Source organism: Aquibacillus rhizosphaerae (assembly GCF_030282825.1).
Classification (GTDB): Bacteria; Bacillota; Bacilli; order Bacillales; family Amphibacillaceae; genus Aquibacillus_C; species Aquibacillus_C rhizosphaerae.
Window position 1 is genome coordinate 33239 of sequence record NZ_JASTZU010000024.1, and the last position, 19023, is coordinate 52261.

A 19023-nucleotide genomic window follows, 5' to 3' on the forward strand; every position below is an offset into this window, starting at 1 on the left:
ATAAGGAGATAGTATCAATATTGAACTTTCATTGAACCTATTGAAAAGAGCAGTATAAATAAAGCTATGTTTGCAGAAAATCTTTCAAGATAACATTTATACCATTCACAGTGCACACATATTAAACTTTTAATATAAAAATATATATAAAGTTTAAAGCTTATGATAATATTAAAAATATTGACAATATATTGAAATGAAGTTAAATATACTTAGCTTTTAAAAAATTTAATACTACACATACGCTGTGAACCCTAGGTGTATTTGATTAGGATGGTACATATGAACGTGTTCAATAAGTTAGTTCCACGTTATAGGGAGCTGTTTCTTTTTATTACCCTAATGACGCTTCTTTTTTTATCTGTACGATTTCATATTAACTTTATGTATGGATTAACTATTAATCTTGCAAGTATTTTTTTATTTCTTGTCTTAAGATTATTCGGCCTTCGATGGGCAATTTTAGCGGGTATTCTTGGACTCATCTTTGTTCCTCAAGATATAGTTCCTATTGCTATCCATATCATTTTAATAACAGAAATAATCTTTGTTGGACTTTTTTTCACCAAAGGCAAAGCAGCAAAGATGTTTTTTGTTGATGCATTATTTTGGGGAACGGTTGGTTTTATAACAATATTATTTCTACATAAGACTTACTTATCAGGTAATTCATTATATTTTCAAATTTGCATTGATATCATTAACGGCTTATTTAATGTATTAATTGCTGATATGTTGTTGGCATATTTTCCTTTTTATAAAATGATTAAAAATAGGCTGAATAAGAATAATGTCTCCATTCATCAATTTTTAACGCATATAACTTTGATTTCCATTCTGGTACCATTTCTCTTAAGCGTTACAATGAATACGATACAGTTAAATAAATTTATTTCTACGTATCTTGTAAATGTAGCTGAAACTAGCGTGAATCAGATGGAAAATGAGCTTTCCCTTTGGGATTCAACTGATATAACAAAAGCCCTAGCTTATAAAGGTCAACAACTGGAACAAATGCAAGAGCTTATTAAACGACATCAAACAAATGAGTTTGACGTTTATATTACGGATGGTGAACATGACTTATTGGTTTCAAGCGAGGAAGTTTTCACATTATCACAGATGAAAAATAGCCATCAGGAGTATCGAATCAATGAACTTACATCTGAAGTTATAGCTGCTTTACCTGACGCAAAAGATGGTTTACCTCCAATACAAAGATGGAACAATGGACAATATATTTATGAACAATCAATAGATTCTCTACCTATCAAACTAGTATTTCAATTTCCTATTGCTCAATTTCAAACGCTAATCTATAGTAACTTTCTCAATCAATTAAAATACTCGCTTGTTTTTGTCTTGTGTTTGGTCATACTAGTAACAGTTGTCAGTCGTATTTTTATGAATAATTTGCGTCAGTTAACCATTGCAACTACAGGTCTTCCACAAAAACTTCATAATCTTGAAAAAGTTCAATGGCCGCAAATTTATATATCAGAGCTACGTATTTTAACACAGAATTTGATGATGATGGCTGATAAGATTAAAGATTTGTTTCATGAGAGTAAAAGAATGAATATAAAGTTAACTAATCAGACAAAAAAACTAAAGAAATCAGAAGATACCCTACATGAATTGGCTTATTATGATGTGTTAACACAACTTCCAAACAGACTTCATTTCCAAGACTATGTTAAAAATCTGATTAAGCTAGATTCAAGTCCATGTTTTGCTGTTATTTTTATTGATTTAAATCGATTCAAACAAATCAATGACACGTTTGGTCACGATGCTGGAGATAAACTATTACAACTAATTGCCAATAAATTGAGTGAATTACATATAGATCAACAACGCGAAGTATTTCGACTTGGTGGTGATGAATTTGTTATTGTCGATACCGTACGAAATCAGAGGGAAGTGAGTTGTTCCTTAGATACTATTTTTCAAGAGTTTGTCGATCCGTTCGTATTGGAAGAACAAACACTTTTTATTGTACCAAGTGTAGGTGTTAGTATGTATCCGCAAGACGGAGAGGATCTAGATACACTTGTAAAATGTGCAGATACAGCTATGTATATTTCAAAGGATAAGGGTGGTAATGTAGCTCAATTTTTTAACGAGTCGATGAAAAATAGATTTCAGAAGCAACTGATTATTGAAAATGCACTACGCCAAGTTGTTGACAATGGTTGTGGTTTTGAGCTTTTTTATCAACCAAAGACGAAATTTTCGAATGTTAGTAGTATGGAAGCACTAATTCGTTGGTATCACCCAGAATTGGGAACCGTTTCACCGGCAACGTTCATTCCCATTGCGGAAGAAAATGGATTAATCCTACAAATAGATGAATGGTCACTAAGGCAAGCATGTAAACAAAATAAAAAGTGGCAAGATCAGGGTTTATTAAAAGTACCAGTTGCGGTGAACATTTCTGCTAAACACTTTCAACAGGATTTATTAGTAACATTAATTGACAATGTGTTAAATGAATCCGGAATGGATCCAAAGTATCTAAAACTTGAAATCACAGAGAGTGTTTTCATAAGAAATCCACAACACGTTTCATCAGTGATTCAAAAACTAAAAAGCTTAGGTGTTCATATTTCGATTGATGACTTTGGTAAAGGTTATTCATCGCTAAATCATTTGTTAGAGCTCCCAATTGATGAAGTGAAAATTGATCGGATGTTCATTGAAGGTATTGACGGCAATCAAAAAAAAGCATTATTGGTAAATTCAATTTTTAATATTGCAGATGGACTTAATCTCAACGTGGTTGCAGAAGGCGTCGAAACGGAACGTGAAAAAGCTACTTTAGAAGAAATTGGACCTGTCGAACTCCAAGGTTATTTGTTTAGTCCACCTGTCAACAAACAAGAAATGGAGAATTTTCTTAGCTGTGAAAAGAACTATTCACAACCTTAAATGAACTAGGTTTAACATTCCATATAGGAGTGTTAAACCTTTTAGTCATGTCACTAGTGTATCTTTCCATAATGGGTTTGTGATCCATTTGATAGCCATTGCTTTCAAGTGACGGGAAAATTTCAGCATATGCTTGTTGAATAGCTTCGGCTGTATGTCTAACTTTAAAAACAAGGTATTTACCACCGACAAGGTAAGTTGTATGAATGGAATCATCCACTTGTTCGTCGTTGGAAATTACGATACAAGCATCAAATCTACATTTCTCTGGAAGTGTTGTTTCAGGGTTATCTTGTGGAATTGCAAATAACGTTGCAGAATGAAGAAGATTTTTTTCCTTTGCCCATCTTTTTAACCGTTCCATTACTTCGATATTAGCAGGACCATAAGGACCCACTCGTCGCACATAAGCGATACGGTCGTTTGGAATTGTTTCGATGTTACATTTCATCACTTCTTACTCCCTTTCTTCGTTTCGATTTGGATGATACATATCGAATGTAGCATGCTTTAAAATTATATTCATGTTATTTTTAAAAGTATTTTTAACTAATCCTAAAAACTTATATAGGAAGAAATGTTTGATAAAAAAAGGTTTACTGGTAAATGTGTAGAATGAAGTTATAGAAGTTTTCTATAAAAGGAGAAGTATATGAGTAGCAGTTCTATTAGCCTAACAGATTCGCAAAAACAAGCTGTACATAAAGTGGAAAAATGGTATAAAACGCCTGCTAATCAAGTATTTGTCTTTGCGGGATATGCTGGTACAGGGAAAACAACATGTGTACATTATCTATTAGATTATTTAAATATAAACTATCAAAGAGTAGCATTTGTTTCACCTACAGGCAAAGCTAGCCTCGTTTTAACTGAAAATTCAGGAGGGAAATATCAAGGAACTACCATACACAAATTAATCTATAAAGTGGACGAATATGTTGGTTTTATTTTAAAAGAAAAAGCAGAATTAGCATCCTATGATCTAATCATTTGTGATGAAGCTTCTATGATTAGTAAAGAAGTATTACATGATTTGCTTAGTTTTGATGTGAAAGTTCTTTTTCTTGGAGACCGTGGTCAATTAGATCCTGTCGGTGATAGGAATGATATTTTAGAAAATCCAGATGTGGAATTAACCGAAATTCACAGGCAGGCTAAAGATAATCCAATCATTTATTTAAGTGGACGAATTAGGGCGGGTGAAAAGATCAAGCCAGGCAAATATGGTGAAAATGCAGTGGTATTCGACAAAAAACAAATTGATTTGAAAAGTGAAATATTTATTAACCTAGCTGCTAGAGCTAGCCAGGTTCTTTGTGGAAAAAATGACACTAGAAATTTTTTAAATCAATCGATCAGAAGGAATTTAGGAATAGAAGATCATCTTCCAGTAGATGGAGAAAAGTTAATCTGTTTACGAAACAATTGGAACCAATCAATCGATGGAACATCGTTGGTAAATGGAATGACTGGTCTCGCGCAGAATATTGATTATCATGTAAAAAAGGATAAAATGATACAAAAAGTTTGTTTGCGTATGAAATTCAAACCGGATTTTCTAGATAAAGCCTTTGAAAATATACTTTTGCTTCATTCAGATTTCGAAAATAAAAGAGAGATTCTGTATAGAGAAGAAGTGAACTTGTATGACAAATTTGATTTTGGGTATGCGATCACCACGCATAAAAGCCAAGGTAGTCAATACGAAAATGTTTTAATCTATAACGAAGTACTCAATTATAAAAACGATGCCAAGTGGCTTTATACAGCCATTACAAGGGCTACAAATAATGTGATTTTGATTCAATAATGATAAACATCCTGTTAGCTGAGGTAACAGATGAATTATTATAAAAGCGAGAATTTGCTAAATCAATCATTTAACAGATGCAAAAACACTGTTTTCAGCTTCTTTATTGTGCAAACCATGTTCAAAGAATTTGCTATGTTCTTTACGAATAGCATGTAGGCTCTGTTGGATATGATAAAGGGAAAAAGGGAGTCTAACTAAATGCCTAATTATATCCCTTATTTACTCCTTACAATTATTAGTATTACAATATTGACGGTAACAATTGTTCATAAAAGACAATTTGGCATTACTGTACTTTTTTTCTGTTTTGCCGGGATGGTATATGTTGCAGAACTTTTTGTAATGATCATTGGAAACTGCTACTATTATTTACCTGAAGTGCTCACTATAGGATACTACGATCATATGCTCGGTGCATTTGTGTCAAATTTATTCGTTATCCCTACCTTATGTGTAGTAACTTCAGTGTATCAACTTAGATTTCGCTGGATAGTACTTTTCGCAGTTATTTTGGTAGGGGTCGAATGGGTATTTGAGTCGATAGCGATTTATCATACATATTGGTGGAGGAAGGAATTTACGTTTTTTGCCCTAATCATATTCTTTCCGTTCACTAAATTCTGGGTGCGCACTCTTCAGTTAGGGACTAGTTGGTCACGATTTCTATCGTTGTGGATGCAAGGGTGGAGTGGTGCAGTTACTGTAATGTACATAATGTCTGTTATTGGAATTCGTCATTATGAATATGGTTTTTTTGAAAATGTTTACCGTGATGATATTTTTATTTCAGGGTGTATGGGCATTTTTAAAGGTTTCATCTTTGCTGTGGCAATTATTTTCTTTAAAAAACTTTATTGGCGGATTCTTGCTCCTGTTTTGGTTTATGGCGTTGATTTACCATTGTATGCATTAGGTGTATTGATCATTGAGATACCTTTTTGGATTTATACATCTGTTTATCTTGTACTGGCAATGCTTTTACTATGGTGGATTCATTATGCTTACTCTTTTATTTGTAAGCTAGCAAGGTGAGTATCCATCATTTTCAATAATCTTGAGCGACTCTAAAGAGAATCGTATTTGTTAAACAGACTTGGGACTATTGGAGATATTCATTTAAGTAAAGAGGAGTTTAAGGGGGGAATGTGCTTTGAGTTTTAAAGATGAGATTAACGATAAATTGTCAAGGAAAGTAATGTCTGCTGCAATATCAGGAACCTTATTTGCAGTGTTGTTGGGTCTGATTGTACCTAATCCTTTTGGCGAGGAAATTAACTCTATTTGGGAATACTTTCATGGGTTTATATTATCAACTCCTATATATCTTCTGTATAGTATTCCTGTTATTTTTGTATATGGCATTTTAACTTCAATGATAAGTGAGTATATAGGTCGTTTGATTTCAAACTATACAAGCAAGAAATTAGAAATTTATATTTCGATAGTTTTACATTTGCTTTTTGGATTGATTTTACTTTGGTACAGTTTATTAGCGTCTTTTTTGTTTTTTACGACTGATTATATATTAAGTCATAAAAATATCGGTAAATGGAAAAATGCTTTCAAGTCTTTAGGAATACCTATTTTAGTTTTTATCTTATTTATGGGTGGTGTGTACATTTTCGAGAGTGAATTATTTAATTAAACTGTCTAAAAGTTGAAGATAAAGGATTGTCAATCGTGGCAATCTTTTTTGTTTTTTAAAACAAATTGGAATTTTATGTTAAAATTAATTAGACATATGTAGATAAAGTAAGTCAGCAATAGCAAATATCACTTAAGAGCTTCACCATCAAATACTGCTCCCATTAAGTGTTTTCGTAAAGTTGGAATGGAAGCAGTTGGTCTTAGAGGTTGAAGGGGTATCTATAAAATATTCCTAGAATTAATAAAATTTTAAGGAGGGTTTTTGTGAGTAAATTTTCTATTCAATTGTTTATTCTACTGACTATTTTAACTGTATTATTGTCGGGGTGTTCTGAGGATGAGTGGACTGAAAGTGATATTTTTGTATCTGGCTCCTTTAAGATGCTTGGGGAAGAAGGTCAATTAGGTTTTATTTATGACGGTGGGGAAATAACTAAATTTTATCCAAATAAAGTAAACAAGTATATGTGGCATTTTTGGGGTAGTGAAGAAGATTTGGAAGGCGACCTGAAAGTTGTTGGCACCCATAATGAATCAGAAATTGAAATTAACGTTCTAGAGGATTTACCATTAATTGTTATGGAACTTAACGGTGCAGATGCATCTACGCCTTCTTTGATGTCCTTACCTAAGAGTGGTATGTGGAAGTTGGACGCTTTTGTTGACGATAGATTACACGGATCAGTCTACGTTAAGGTACATTAAAAGAAAATAAATCGCTTACCTTGATTAAGGATTTAACCATTATTGTGTAAATAACGAATAGTGTATTAAATCGAATTGAGAGTGGGAATAGTATGTTTTTATAATGATGGTTTATACACTAGAAAAAAAGATAGGTATGTATTATCTAAATGGCTTTCAGATCCGTCAATTATTGAATTTTATGAAGGTAGAGATAAATCCTTTCGACTTAGAGAAAGTAAGTGAAGTTTTTTATGATTCCATGGATGATACAGTGAAATGTATGATAGAATTTGACGTTAAAGAACTATCAAATTCTATGGATATTCTGATGAAAATTAGGCTATGAATCAATTCATTGGTGAGGTAGAGTATTGGAATAAAGGTATTGGATTATTACTTATTACATCTATAGTTGAATTTCTACGACCGAGTAGTTATGAACCCTCAAATCATCAATAAGAGGACTTTAAGATGTTATGAAAAATGTGGTTTTAGGAAAGTTAAACTTCTTCCAAAACGTGAGATGCACGAAGGAGAATTTCGAGATTGTTGCTTAATTGAATATCCTATATGAATATTCAATATAATATGTGATGTTTCCTTCAAAAAGGAATTACAATCTTATCAAGTAACTGAAAATTCAGTGAAATGAACAGTTGAATAATAGGAGGAGTTTATGAAAAGCAAGTTGCCGGTTGTATTTGCGATTGCTGCGGTTTCAGGTGGGGGAAAAACAACGATAACATCTAACTTAATAAAAAAGTTGCAAAATAGTAAAGCGCTATTTTTTGATGACTACGATTTTGATGGTCCAGATGACATTCTTGAATGGATTGATAATGGGGGTAATCCCAATGAATGGAATCTATCGCGACTTATTGAAGATATAAAAAAGTTGCTTAGTGAACCTATAGATTACATAATGTTGGATTTCCCATTTGGCTATTCACATAGTAAAGCAAGTGAATTTATAGATTTTACAATATTTATTAATACGCCATTGGATATTGCAATGGCTCGGAGAATAATAAGAGATTTTAAAAAGGGTTCTGCAGAAGCTATTTTATTAGATTTGGAAAATTACATGGATAAAGGGAGAAGGGGTTATCTTGCTATGTTAAGAACGACTAAACCAAATGCTGATTTAATAGTGGATGGATTATTACCTATATCTGATATTTTAAGTATTATTACTCAAAATATAATGAAAATAAAAAATTTTTAAAATTAATCCAAATAGGGAATCGATATGAATAAAGCAAATCTCTTAGTTAGAGGATGCGAGGTTTTAAGAAGAAGATTGTTAATTGCGACGATCTTTTTTTGTTTGTTTAAAAGTATAATTGGAATTTTATGTTAAAATAAAATGTAATTGCATTGCAAGAGTTAGTTTTTACCATCTTAATATTTGGGGGAATGAATAATTATGATAAAAGCTGTTGTATTTGACTTAGATGGTACGTTGTTAAACCGAGATGCGTCAGTAAAGCTTTTTATTGAAAATCAATACCAACGACTAAATAAATGCTTGAATCATATACCAAAGGATAAATACATAACAAGGTTTATTGAACTTGATAATAGGGGTTATGTTTGGAAGGATAAAGTCTACCAACAACTAGTAGATGGATTCGATATTACAGGTTTGACGAGGGAAGATTTACTTGAAGACTATATCAGTCAATTTAAACACAGTTGTGTTCCATTCTCTAACCTCATTCATACGTTAGAAAAATTAAAGAATAATAATATATTGCTAGGAATGATAACTAATGGAAAAGGGCAGTTCCAAATGGATAATATAAAGGCTTTGGGTATTGAAAAATACTTTAATACAATACTCATATCTGAATGGGAAGGTATAAAAAAACCTGAATCTCAAATTTTTCAGACCGCTTTAAACAAACTTAACGTTCTACCTTCTGAAAGTATATTTGTTGGTGACCATCCAGAAAATGATATAAAGGCTGCTCAACATGTTGGCATGATAGGTGTATGGAAAAGAGATTATCAATGGGACGATGTTCAAGCGGAGTTCGTCGTGGAGGATTTGGAGCAAATACCTTTGATTTTAGATGAATTAAGCCAATATAACTAACTATCTTCGTAATGGAGTTTGTATTTAGAAAGATGATAGATGATTTTTAAAATCTATCCTTATTCTCTACAGTAACGGAACTATGGCTGTTATGTTTTCTTTCTACCATTATGAAACTGAAATAAAAAGGCAATAGATTGAAGTAAGAAAATTGAATACTGCTTAGGTGAACCGTGGAACTACTTTAGTGAAGCGGGATGCTTACATAAGGGGAACTAGATCTATGTCAGAAAATAAAAGTAATTCATTTCGTGATAGGAATACAAAAGAAAAGATGGCCACGGTTGTCAGTATAGCACTTCTCATTGTATTGGTGGCGAGCTTTGTATTGGGGCTTTATTTCTTTGGACTCGCGGGCATCTTTAGACTGCTTGGCGTTCAATATAACTCAATCTGGTCTTTGGTTCTTTTTGTTGTCAGTTACTTCATTCTAGGAATAAGTGTCGAGTTGTTTTCTAAAGCCATTTTTAAGTTGTCCGTCCAGAATGTAAACGGAAGATTAAATGTTATCTCGATCCGATTCATTGTTGAAGCATTATCAAACTGGCTAGTTCTTTTTGTAGTAGATGAGTTTATTAAAGGTATTACACTTTCAATTAAAACAGAGATTGTTATTGCATTGCTATTTGTCGTTCTAGAAATTGTGTTTGATGATGATAAGGATTAAGTTATCTAAATTTTTCTGAAGCCAACAAATTAATTAAATTTTCATCAAACTTTAAACTGTTCACTATTTAGAGTATAGGAAGTGTTAAGAATGTTTATTGATTTAAAATCGGATTGCACAAATTGCTTTGGACTATGTTGTGTCGCGTTACCTTATGGAAAATCAGCTGATTTTCCTTTTAACAAAGATGGAGGGGATCCTTGCAGGAATTTATGTTCAAATAACTTGTGTGCTATACACGATCAATTAAGGGAGAAAGGGTTTCGTGGTTGTGTTTCTTATGAGTGTTTTGGTGCTGGTCAGCATGTTTCACAATCTATCTACAATGGAAAAGATTGGCGTGAAGATAAAGAACAAGTCGAGGAAATGTTTACTGTATTCCCTATTGTTCAACAACTGCACGAAATGCTCTTGTATCTCCAACAAACTCTTACTTTAAAGGAAACAGAATCGTTAAAGAATAGTCTGCAAAAGATTTACGAAGATACGTTTGAACTCACCTTAAAAAAGCCAAAAGAGATTTTAAAGATAGATATAGTGGCACATAGAAGCAAGGTCAGCGCTTTATTGATAGAGTCAAGTAAAATCTATAGAAACTACAATAATAAAAAAGGTAGAAAGAACGGATTAAAGAAAAAATCAGACTATTTAGGAGCTAATTTAAAGGGATTAAATCTACAAGGCGAAGATTTTCGTGGGAAACTAATGATAGCAGCTAATTTAAGCCATAGTGATTTGAGCAGAGCTGATTTCATTGGTGCTGACTTTAGAGACGCAAATTTAAGTGGTGCTAATTTGACTGATGTTCTCTTTCTAACACAGTCACAAATCAATTCGGCAGTTGGAGATGTTTTTACTAAAATACCAAGTTATCTAGAAAGACCAAGCCATTGGTGTGATTGATTGGGTTCCAGAAATAACATTATTTCAGAAATTTATAGGATATTTAATGAAGTACTTCTTAATAAATATCTTTTAAAAACTTAAATAGCGTCTCTTGTAGAAATTGTATTTAATATGATTGTCTCAAAAAGACGATAGTTTGAATGAAATATAGATTCTAGAAAAAAAGACTTAATGAATCAGTTGCGATTATTGGAAAAAGGGATGAAGGAGACTTAGTAGTGAAACAAATATTTGCTTTTGAAGCCAAAGAAGACTATGAAAAATACCAAGACTTGATTGATAGATTCAATAAAAAACTAAAAGATTATCAGGCTGAATTGGAGAAAAACTATGCTTTAAAGGATTTGCCAAAATCGATAATTTGGACATCAGAAGAATTAGCAACAACTGTTTTTTCTGAGCTGCCAATACCAGCATTTACAAATAAAGATAATATTTATATTTCACCTGAATTATCGAAATGGAAAAGGTTATTTATAAAACAATTAGAAGGCCAAAGAAACCAAAAAATAGAAGACTTTTATGAAAATATGTCTGAAAACCAATTATTAACCATAGTAGGACATGAATTAACACATCACTCAGATCTATTTGTTGATGAATTTGATGATGAAAGGGAAGGAGGTATTTGGTTTGAAGAAGGTATGTGTGACTATCTATCAAGGAAATTTATTTTAAATGAAAAAGAATTTAGTGAAATTACAAAGGTAGAGTCAGAATTGCTTGAAATGTTCAAGAGTAAATATGGCAACCATTCTTTAGATGATTTTGGCAATGCTAGTTACCAAGGAAGTCTAACGAGTATTATGTTCGATTATTGGCGAAGTTTTCTTGCTGTCAAATACTTGATTGAAGACAGAGCTAATCATAACGTTAAACAAATTTTTAAAGAATACCATCATTGGCATAACGAAGGAAGAAGGAAACCATTAGTGGAGTATTTTGAATTAGAAAGGCTATTCAGGTAAACTGTCTCCTTCGTGTACGTTGAATTTTAGTAAGGGTGAAAGTATGTTACTTGCAGAACTTATGCCTATAATCATAGTTTTATTTGTTTTCTTGATAATTGTTGTTACTCTAGTAGTAGGAATAGTTGTAATTATTTTGAAAAGCAAGTCTAAAAAGAGAGATATAGAGGCAGTGACTTAGGATTTAAAGAATAGGGTTGAAAGTTTAAAAATGGAAATAAAGAACATAAAAAACAAATGACAATATAATTGAAGAAACCTTCTTAGAAAGGTTCCTAATAGATATCTATGAAGTTACCAAAAGGAAGGGGTGAAAGCTTGAAAAAATCATTTTTGTCGGGAATAGTTATATTAGGTTTATTAGCATTAATTTCAATATATAGTGTTGAGTTATTTGTAAAAGTAACAGCTTTTATAGCAATTGGTACTGTGATAATTTCAGCCTTATTTTTGAAAACTTTAATTGGAGGAAAAGAGTTTAATGTTCATACAAACCCGAGTGAAGAACGAGAAGATAGAAATGTAGGATTAATTGTTGCAGCATTCGGATCTCCGTATTTAATTTTGTTTATTATTATTCTTGTATTTTCTTATGTCTAATTTATTTATCGCTGCAGAATCAACAATCGTTGACGAAATAAAGTGTGAAATTTATACAACAATATGTCTGCAGAGTTTATTGCCATAGTAGCTATAGTTTCTGTTTTTATATGGATTGCCACGTCAATAGAGCTAGTAAAACTAGATGTTGCAGAAGGATATAGTTGGAATCAACAAGTCCCTGCAAAAGATATTGTTACGTTAGCTTATCAGTTCATCCTGAGCTAGAAGGCCAAAACGAAATTGAAGTGAATCAAATCGATACACTGACGTTAACTTATAAAGGATATACAAGTGAAGTAGTAGATGAAAAAATTAAAGTAACATACGGTATGTTTATATTAGATAGAATATTTCCAACTGTTCCAAGAAGACAAAATAGTAGAAGAAATAATTTTGAGATGTATCTGGTCCCACAGTACATATGCCAAAAGATATGGAGTATCCTGCGGTTTATAAAGAAGATAGCACTATTGAGTTAACCATAAGATGGCTTGTACAAGAACCAATCATGTTAATGTGCACTAAAAGAATGATTATACTCCTCTCCCCTCCCATAATTGTTTCCCAGCCAGTATCACAAATTTAATGTAATGATTTTCCAGTAATTAAGTAAACATTTTGAAGCGTGTAAAGAACTATTTAAAAACAATAATATAGAAAAAACTGTAAATATAGCTCCTGATAGTGCCTTTGCAATGATGGAATAGAAAATAATTTATTCGAATTTGCGGAGAAGAATAAGCTTTTTTTATTTGTTTGTTGAATTATTGTAAACTAAAATGTAAAATGTTTATATATTGATAAACGAAAAGGGGGTGTGTTTGCATATGGGGAATCAAGAACCATTTTGGAATGCAACTATTGATGAACTTTCCGATGGATATATCCAATCAGGGGATGAATATGTATGTCTTCTTTGTAGTGAACGGTTTGAAGATGGAATTATATATCCGATGGATGGAACCTTATACGAAGCCAAAAAAGCAATTGCCAGACACATAGAGGAAATTCATACATCCGTGCTTCATTTTTTTCTTGACTTGGACAAAAAATATACTGGATTGTCAGACCATCAAAACGAATTACTTCATTATTTTAGCAAGGGGTTAAGTGATAAAGAAATCGTCAAGGAGCTAAATGGGGGTAGTCCATCTACGATCAGAAACCATCGATTTAAGCTTAAAGAGAAAGAAAAGCAAGCGAAGGTTTTTCTTGCTTTAATGAACCTTTTGAATAAAAAAGCAGATAAGAAAACAGAAGATAATTTTGTTAGTTTTCATAAGGGGGCGAAGATGGTGGATGAACGCTATGCAATCACAGAAGAAGAAAAGCAAAAGGTTCTATCAACCTATTTTAAACAAGGTACAGATGGTAAATTAGATACCTTTCCAAGTAAGGAAAAAAGAAAGCTGATTGTATTACAAAGTATCGTAAAACGTTTTGATCGTAATAAAAAGTATGGTGAAAAAGAAATAAACGAGATATTAAAACCAATATATAGTGACTTTGCGACAATCAGAAGATATCTCATTGAGTATGGTTTTATGAATCGTAGTAAAGACTGTACGGAATATTGGGTGAAAAACTAAGTTTGTTGTATGAAATCTAAGCATAGTTTGTATTGACGTCATATTCTGGCTTGGGTTAGAAGAGCTTATTTTCAGTAACAAATAATTAAAGTGCACTTGAACGAATATATATTAATTTTAAGGGCCTGATTTTCCGTATGGATAAACTATCCATACGGAGAATTAGGCCCTTTTTAATTCTCTTCTGTAAGGTTTTGAAAGCATGGAACCGTTCCTGCGCTTCCAAATTTTCACTTTTATTATACATATAGATTATCATTTAGGGATATTTAATTATATTAAATATCCTATTTGTAACAAAAGTTTCAATTCAGATGCATTTGTGACAAATAGTAGTCTTATCTGACTGTATGGTTGTAATAATTATTCAAAGTATAGTAATTTCGAATGTATTTTAAAAAGATAATATATCGTTTACAAATTTAAGTAAACGTATTCTAAAGTTTTCATAGCAGGGGGATTGGGCATATTTCCCCCGCATTGGATACTTAAATAGCAACCATTGACGCGCTTTAAGTCTAACGTTAGATTGAAAAAGGTTCATTTATCAATTCACTTGAAAGGGGGGTAGGCATTTTAGGTTTAAGACTATATAGTAATTCATTTGTAAAATCCTATTTACATAATTGAGAGATGAATATAGGAAAAAGAGTAGTATTTAAACTAGTATGTTTTTAGTGGATAGTAATCTTCATTTTCCGAGATATAGTTTTTTGACAATATTTACATGAAGTTAGGATTCAGACCAACTTTTAGTGCATCACAAATGAGATAAAGGGAGAAGAAAATATGAAAACAAACACATCGATGAAATTTCAACTAGCTATTTTAACATTAGTTATTTCTCTATTGATTACACCTTTTAATTCTGTAGCGGCTCAAACAAATCAGCCGTGGATGGAGAGCTCTCTTTCTGCTGAAGACCGTACAGAATTATTATTGGAGAAGATGACGTTAGAAGAAAAGGTTACTTTTGTTACAGGAAATTTAAATAACTATTATGGTTTCTATAATGCAGGTATGGAAGACTTAGGAATCCCAGCCTTAACAATGGCTGATGGACCAGCTGGTATTCGTATTGCCAATCCAGAAGTTCAAGATAAGAAGTCAACCGCACTTCCTGCACCAATCGCTTTAGCTGCAACATGGGATACCCAGGCGGCAAAAACTTACGGGGAGCTTTTAGGGAACGAGGCTTATAATACAACACATAACGTGGTTTTAGGACCAGGGCTTGATATAGCACGTTTCCCTTGGGGGGAACGTAACTTTGAATCATTAGGTGAGGATCCATTCTTACAGTCTGAGTTAGCAATTCCATATGTTAACGGAATTCAAACTTACCCAGTCATGGCAACAGCGAAACACTATCTATTGAACAATCAAGAAACAGACCGTTTTACGATTGACTCGCAAGCAAGTGAGCGAGCAATTCAAGAGGTTTATGCACGTCCCTTTAGCGAAGTAATCGAAAACGCTGATATAAGTTCCGTAATGTGTTCTTTTAACCAAGTGAACGGGGTAAGTGCATGTGAAAACGAAACAATACTTACTACGCTACTTAAAGATCAATTAGACTTTGATGGATTTGTTATGAGTGACTATGGTGCTAACCTTAGTACAGTTGAGTCTGCAAATGCTGGTCTAGATTTGGAGACTCCAGGAACACCAATGGGACATTGGGAAGATAAATTACTAGAAGCAGTAAAAGATGGAAAAGTATCAGAAGATAGAATAGATGACATGGTAAGCCGTATGTTAACAGAAATGTTTAGTAAAGGGCTATTCGACCAACCCGTTCAAAATAACCAAATCCCTGCAGCGAAACATGGAGAGGTTGCTCGTGAGATCGCTGAACAGAGTATGGTTCTTATGAAAAATGAAAATAAAGCATTGCCTTTAAATCAAGATGAATTAGATTCTATTGCTGTAATCGGCCCAGATGCGGATAATGCTTCTGCTGCGGGTGGGGGAAGTTCATTAGTTATCCCAACTTATACGGTAAGTCCTTTGGAAGGTATAAAAAATCAAGTAGGTGACGATGTTGAAGTAAACTATTCAGCAGGTACAGATCCGATAAGTACTGGAGATATTTTACCAGGACCATCTGCCATTCCATCATCGTTATTAAGTCCTGTAGATGCAAAAGATAACGAAACTGGTTTGACTGGTGAATATTGGACCAATATCAACTGGGAAGGTGACCCAACATTAGTACGTACGGAAAATCAGGTGAATATGAATCTTGGATTCTATAATTATGAGGGTCTTAATGGACAATCACCTAAGCTTGAAAAAATGCCTACTGACTTTAATAGAGAGATGTCAGCACGCTGGACAGGGTCGATTAATGCACCAAAGACAGGAGAATATGTTCTTTCATTATCTAGTCTTGGTACAGGTAAATTATACCTTGATGACGAGCTTTTAATTGATAATAATAGTAAGGATTTAGTCACTAATAAGAAAGAAATATCATTAGTTGAAGGTGAGAAACACGAAGTGCGAATCGAGTACAGCACAGGTGAATCAGGAGATGCTCAAGACTTTGGTGCTATGATACGTTTCGGCTAGGAGCCACCAACAGATGCTGTTGATTCAAAAATGCAAGAAGCTATTAATCTTGCAAAAGACTCAGATGTTGCGGTAGTCGTAACGCATACGTACGATAGTGAAGGTTATGTAGATAGTTCAAATCTTGATCTGCCAAACAACCAAGCGCAACTGATTAAGGAAGTTACTGCAGCAAACCCGAATACCATTGTAGTACAAATGAGCGGAAGAGCAGTTCAAATGAACGAATGGCAAGATAATGTACCAGCAATCGTACAAGCTTGGTTTGCTGGACAAGAACAAGGAAATGCGATTGCGAATGTTTTATTTGGAGATGTTAATCCATCAGGTAAACTGCCAATTACATTCCCAGTTGACGAAGACAGTACACCTGTATCTGAGGATATCCAGTTTCCAGGAGTGGATGGAGTGTCTAAATATACAGAAGGTGTATTCGTAGGATACAAAGGTTATGAGGCAGCAGGAATCAAGCCAGCTTATGCCTTTGGTCATGGACTATCTTATACGACGTTTGATTATAAAAATGTAAAAGCTAAAGCAAAAACTAAAGGTAAGGATAAGGACACAGAAATCAGTGTTGCATTAAATTTACGTAATACTGGTGATGTAGCTGGTTCAGAAGTGGTTCAGGTCTATGTTGGAGAATTACCAACAAACATTGATACACCTTCTAAACAACTTGCAGGTTTTGCCAAGGTTGACCTTGATCCTGGTAAGCAAGAACATGTAAAAATCGAACTTGATTCGACAGCATTTTCTTACTGGGATGAGGGAATTGATGAGTGGATAATGCCTTCTGGTGAAGTACCAATTTATGTTGGAAGTTCTTCAGATAATATTCAGTTAACAACAAGTGTAAATATAGCAGCCGACAAAGAGGAACAAAAGGCAGATAAAGAAGCGAAGAAAAAGAACTAGAAGTATAAATAAGTTGATAGACAAAAAGTTGGGGTTATAAATACCCCTTCTTTTTTATAATTCAGAGAAAAAGGAGGGATTTATATTATTCACTTTAAGATAAGTTTACTGGCAATAGTAATGATACTGAGCGTCATCTTATTAACCTCCTGCAAGGATTCTAACGGAGGAGAAAAAGTTGATGTATGGTTGACTACATCAGATCAAAAGAATTTATTAACCCAGCAGCATTCTTTAGTGTTTGACGGAAGTGATGGTGCAACATTACCAACCATACAAGTAGATCCAAATGTTGAATTTCAAACCATGGATGGTTTCGGAGCAGCGATTACAGGGTCTTCCGCATACCTAATTAATAACAAAATAAAAGCACAACAGCGTGAAGTTCTATTGGATGATCTATTTACAAGTGAAGGTATTCATTTGAAGTTTATTCGTCATACCATTGGTTCCTCTGATTTTTCAGTTGATGAAAATGGGGATGCTGCAAGCTATACCTACAATGACATTGAAAGTGGAACCGACTTTGAACTAAGTCAATTTTCAGTGGGAAAAGATGCGGGAGTTATTCAACTTATCAAACATATATATACCTTGAATGACACGCTTAAAGTCCTTGGAACGCCATGGACAGCTCCAGGTTGGATGAAATTTGGCCAACAACAATTAAATGGTTGGTATTTAAACTATAAAGATCAACGGGTATATGAAGCTTATGCAGATTACTTTGTTAAATATATTGAGGAATATAAGCGATTAGGTATTCCAATATATGGAATGACGATACAAAATGAACCTGAACATACTTCGCAATCATATCCAAGCATGAGTATGAATGCTAATGAGCAAGCAATGTTTATTAGGGATTATTTAGGACCAGCTTTTGCTAATAACGATATATCTACTAAAATAATTTCTTATGATCATAACTGGAATAAAGGAATGGATTATGCTAGAACAGTGCTTGGAGATAGTAAAGCAAATGCTTATACTGATGGAACAGCCTATCATTGTTATGAGGGAAGTCCTGCAACGATGTCTGAAGTTCACGAGGCTTTTCCTAACAAAAACATTTATTTTACAGAATGTAGCGGAGGAGAGTGGAGCACCAATTTTGGTCAAAATTTGAGTTGGTTTATGTCAAACTTAATAATAGGTGCATCACGAAATTGGGCAAAAACTGTATTATTATGGAATATGGCGCTTGACGAAGATGGCGGACCAACGAACGGCGGATGTATAAACTGCAGAGGTGTGGTAACCATCAATACAGAGAACGGTTCGGTTACAAAAAATGTAGAGTATTATGTACTTGGCCATGCTAGTAAATTTGTAGATTCCGGAGCAGTGCGTATTGCTTCGTCAAATGATAAAGGCAATATGGAAACAGTTGCTTTCAAAAATCCCGATGATTCCATTGTATTAATCGGAGCAAATACAAGTCAAACTGAAAAATCTTTCCAAGTGAACTGGGATAAAAAGTCCTTTAGCTATTCGATGCCGTCTAACAGTGCCGCAACATTTAAGTGGGCACCTTCACCTGATTAAAGAAGCAAGAGATATGTTTTCTGCTTCTATTTTTATTTTTAACAAATAGAAAAGTTTGAAAGACAGTGATAGAA

The 19023-nt window shown here is 33.4% G+C and carries 18 protein-coding genes; 17 read left to right on the forward strand and 1 reads right to left on the reverse strand.

Annotated features, from left to right (window positions below):
• Window positions 1-282: 282 nt before the first annotated feature.
• Window positions 283-2931 carry an EAL domain-containing protein gene (locus tag QQS35_RS07025; protein ID WP_285931217.1) on the forward strand — a complete coding sequence of 883 codons (2649 nt, stop codon included), beginning with the start codon at window positions 283-285 and terminating at the stop codon, window positions 2929-2931.
• Here QQS35_RS07025 and QQS35_RS07030 read toward each other — a convergent pair.
• On the reverse strand, window positions 2900-3382 hold the full coding sequence (locus tag QQS35_RS07030) for an AraC family transcriptional regulator (protein ID WP_285931219.1): 483 nt from the start codon (window positions 3380-3382) through the stop codon (window positions 2900-2902). The genes QQS35_RS07025 and QQS35_RS07030 overlap by 32 nt on opposite strands.
• A gap of 201 nt (window positions 3383-3583) precedes the next feature.
• Here QQS35_RS07030 and QQS35_RS07035 point away from each other — a divergent pair, with 201 nt between their 5' ends.
• From QQS35_RS07035 to QQS35_RS07110, 16 genes are all read left to right on the forward strand, one after another.
• Window positions 3584-4741, forward strand: coding sequence for an ATP-dependent DNA helicase (locus tag QQS35_RS07035; RefSeq protein WP_285931220.1), 1158 nt, complete (start codon window positions 3584-3586; stop codon window positions 4739-4741).
• A 201-nt stretch (window positions 4742-4942) separates the two neighbouring features.
• Window positions 4943-5776: a hypothetical protein gene (locus QQS35_RS07040; RefSeq protein ID WP_285931221.1), complete on the forward strand. Its 834-nt coding sequence runs from the start codon at window positions 4943-4945 to the stop codon at window positions 5774-5776.
• A gap of 118 nt (window positions 5777-5894) precedes the next feature.
• Window positions 5895-6389 carry a hypothetical protein gene (locus QQS35_RS07045; RefSeq protein WP_285931222.1) on the forward strand — a complete coding sequence of 165 codons (495 nt, stop codon included), beginning with the start codon at window positions 5895-5897 and terminating at the stop codon, window positions 6387-6389.
• Between the two features lie 266 nt (window positions 6390-6655).
• Window positions 6656-7096, forward strand: coding sequence for a hypothetical protein (locus QQS35_RS07050; RefSeq protein ID WP_285931224.1), 441 nt, complete (start codon window positions 6656-6658; stop codon window positions 7094-7096).
• Window positions 7097-7199: 103 nt separating this feature from the next.
• Window positions 7200-7424, forward strand: a complete 225-nt coding sequence (locus QQS35_RS22810; RefSeq protein WP_331490701.1) for a hypothetical protein — start codon at window positions 7200-7202, stop codon at window positions 7422-7424.
• A gap of 330 nt (window positions 7425-7754) precedes the next feature.
• A complete protein-coding gene (locus QQS35_RS07060; RefSeq protein WP_285931225.1) occupies window positions 7755-8303 on the forward strand; it encodes a nucleoside/nucleotide kinase family protein in 549 nt (182 codons plus the stop codon).
• Between the two features lie 201 nt (window positions 8304-8504).
• Window positions 8505-9176 carry an HAD family hydrolase gene (locus QQS35_RS07065; RefSeq protein WP_285931226.1) on the forward strand — a complete coding sequence of 224 codons (672 nt, stop codon included), beginning with the start codon at window positions 8505-8507 and terminating at the stop codon, window positions 9174-9176.
• Between the two features lie 223 nt (window positions 9177-9399).
• The gene (locus QQS35_RS07070; RefSeq protein ID WP_285931228.1) at window positions 9400-9843 is read left to right on the forward strand and encodes a regulatory YrvL family protein; all 444 of its coding nucleotides are present in this window, start codon (window positions 9400-9402) and stop codon (window positions 9841-9843) included.
• 90 nt (window positions 9844-9933) lie between these two features.
• The gene (locus tag QQS35_RS07075) at window positions 9934-10746 is read left to right on the forward strand and encodes a pentapeptide repeat-containing protein (RefSeq protein ID WP_285931229.1); all 813 of its coding nucleotides are present in this window, start codon (window positions 9934-9936) and stop codon (window positions 10744-10746) included.
• A 221-nt stretch (window positions 10747-10967) separates the two neighbouring features.
• Window positions 10968-11717, forward strand: a complete 750-nt coding sequence (locus tag QQS35_RS07080) for a hypothetical protein (RefSeq protein ID WP_285931230.1) — start codon at window positions 10968-10970, stop codon at window positions 11715-11717.
• Window positions 11718-12035: 318 nt separating this feature from the next.
• A complete protein-coding gene (locus tag QQS35_RS07085; RefSeq protein WP_285931231.1) occupies window positions 12036-12317 on the forward strand; it encodes a hypothetical protein in 282 nt (93 codons plus the stop codon).
• 164 nt (window positions 12318-12481) lie between these two features.
• On the forward strand, window positions 12482-12799 hold the full coding sequence (locus QQS35_RS07090) for a hypothetical protein (protein WP_285931232.1): 318 nt from the start codon (window positions 12482-12484) through the stop codon (window positions 12797-12799).
• Between the two features lie 348 nt (window positions 12800-13147).
• Entirely contained in the window at window positions 13148-13909 is a 762-nt protein-coding gene (locus tag QQS35_RS07095) for a DUF2087 domain-containing protein (RefSeq protein WP_285931233.1), read from the forward strand.
• 789 nt (window positions 13910-14698) lie between these two features.
• Entirely contained in the window at window positions 14699-16483 is a 1785-nt protein-coding gene (locus QQS35_RS07100; RefSeq protein ID WP_285931234.1) for a glycoside hydrolase family 3 N-terminal domain-containing protein, read from the forward strand.
• A gap of 30 nt (window positions 16484-16513) precedes the next feature.
• Window positions 16514-17401 (forward strand): glycoside hydrolase family 3 C-terminal domain-containing protein, encoded by an 888-nt coding sequence (locus QQS35_RS07105; RefSeq protein WP_285931236.1) that lies wholly within the window; start codon window positions 16514-16516, stop codon window positions 17399-17401.
• 189 nt (window positions 17402-17590) lie between these two features.
• Window positions 17591-18949, forward strand: a complete 1359-nt coding sequence (locus QQS35_RS07110) for a glycoside hydrolase family 30 protein (RefSeq protein WP_285931238.1) — start codon at window positions 17591-17593, stop codon at window positions 18947-18949.
• Window positions 18950-19023 lie beyond the last annotated feature (74 nt).

Coding starts and splice junctions, on each gene's coding strand:
- QQS35_RS07025 (WP_285931217.1), top strand. CDS start 283: ATGAACGTGTTCAATAAGTTAGTTCCACGTTATAGGGAGCTGTTTCTT.
- QQS35_RS07030 (WP_285931219.1), bottom strand. CDS start 3,382: ATGAAATGTAACATCGAAACAATTCCAAACGACCGTATCGCTTATGTG.
- QQS35_RS07035 (WP_285931220.1), top strand. CDS start 3,584: ATGAGTAGCAGTTCTATTAGCCTAACAGATTCGCAAAAACAAGCTGTA.
- QQS35_RS07040 (WP_285931221.1), top strand. CDS start 4,943: ATGCCTAATTATATCCCTTATTTACTCCTTACAATTATTAGTATTACA.
- QQS35_RS22810 (WP_331490701.1), top strand. CDS start 7,200: ATGATGGTTTATACACTAGAAAAAAAGATAGGTATGTATTATCTAAAT.
- QQS35_RS07060 (WP_285931225.1), top strand. CDS start 7,755: ATGAAAAGCAAGTTGCCGGTTGTATTTGCGATTGCTGCGGTTTCAGGT.
- QQS35_RS07065 (WP_285931226.1), top strand. CDS start 8,505: ATGATAAAAGCTGTTGTATTTGACTTAGATGGTACGTTGTTAAACCGA.
- QQS35_RS07070 (WP_285931228.1), top strand. CDS start 9,400: ATGTCAGAAAATAAAAGTAATTCATTTCGTGATAGGAATACAAAAGAA.
- QQS35_RS07075 (WP_285931229.1), top strand. CDS start 9,934: ATGTTTATTGATTTAAAATCGGATTGCACAAATTGCTTTGGACTATGT.
- QQS35_RS07095 (WP_285931233.1), top strand. CDS start 13,148: ATGGGGAATCAAGAACCATTTTGGAATGCAACTATTGATGAACTTTCC.
- QQS35_RS07100 (WP_285931234.1), top strand. CDS start 14,699: ATGAAAACAAACACATCGATGAAATTTCAACTAGCTATTTTAACATTA.
- QQS35_RS07105 (WP_285931236.1), top strand. CDS start 16,514: ATGCAAGAAGCTATTAATCTTGCAAAAGACTCAGATGTTGCGGTAGTC.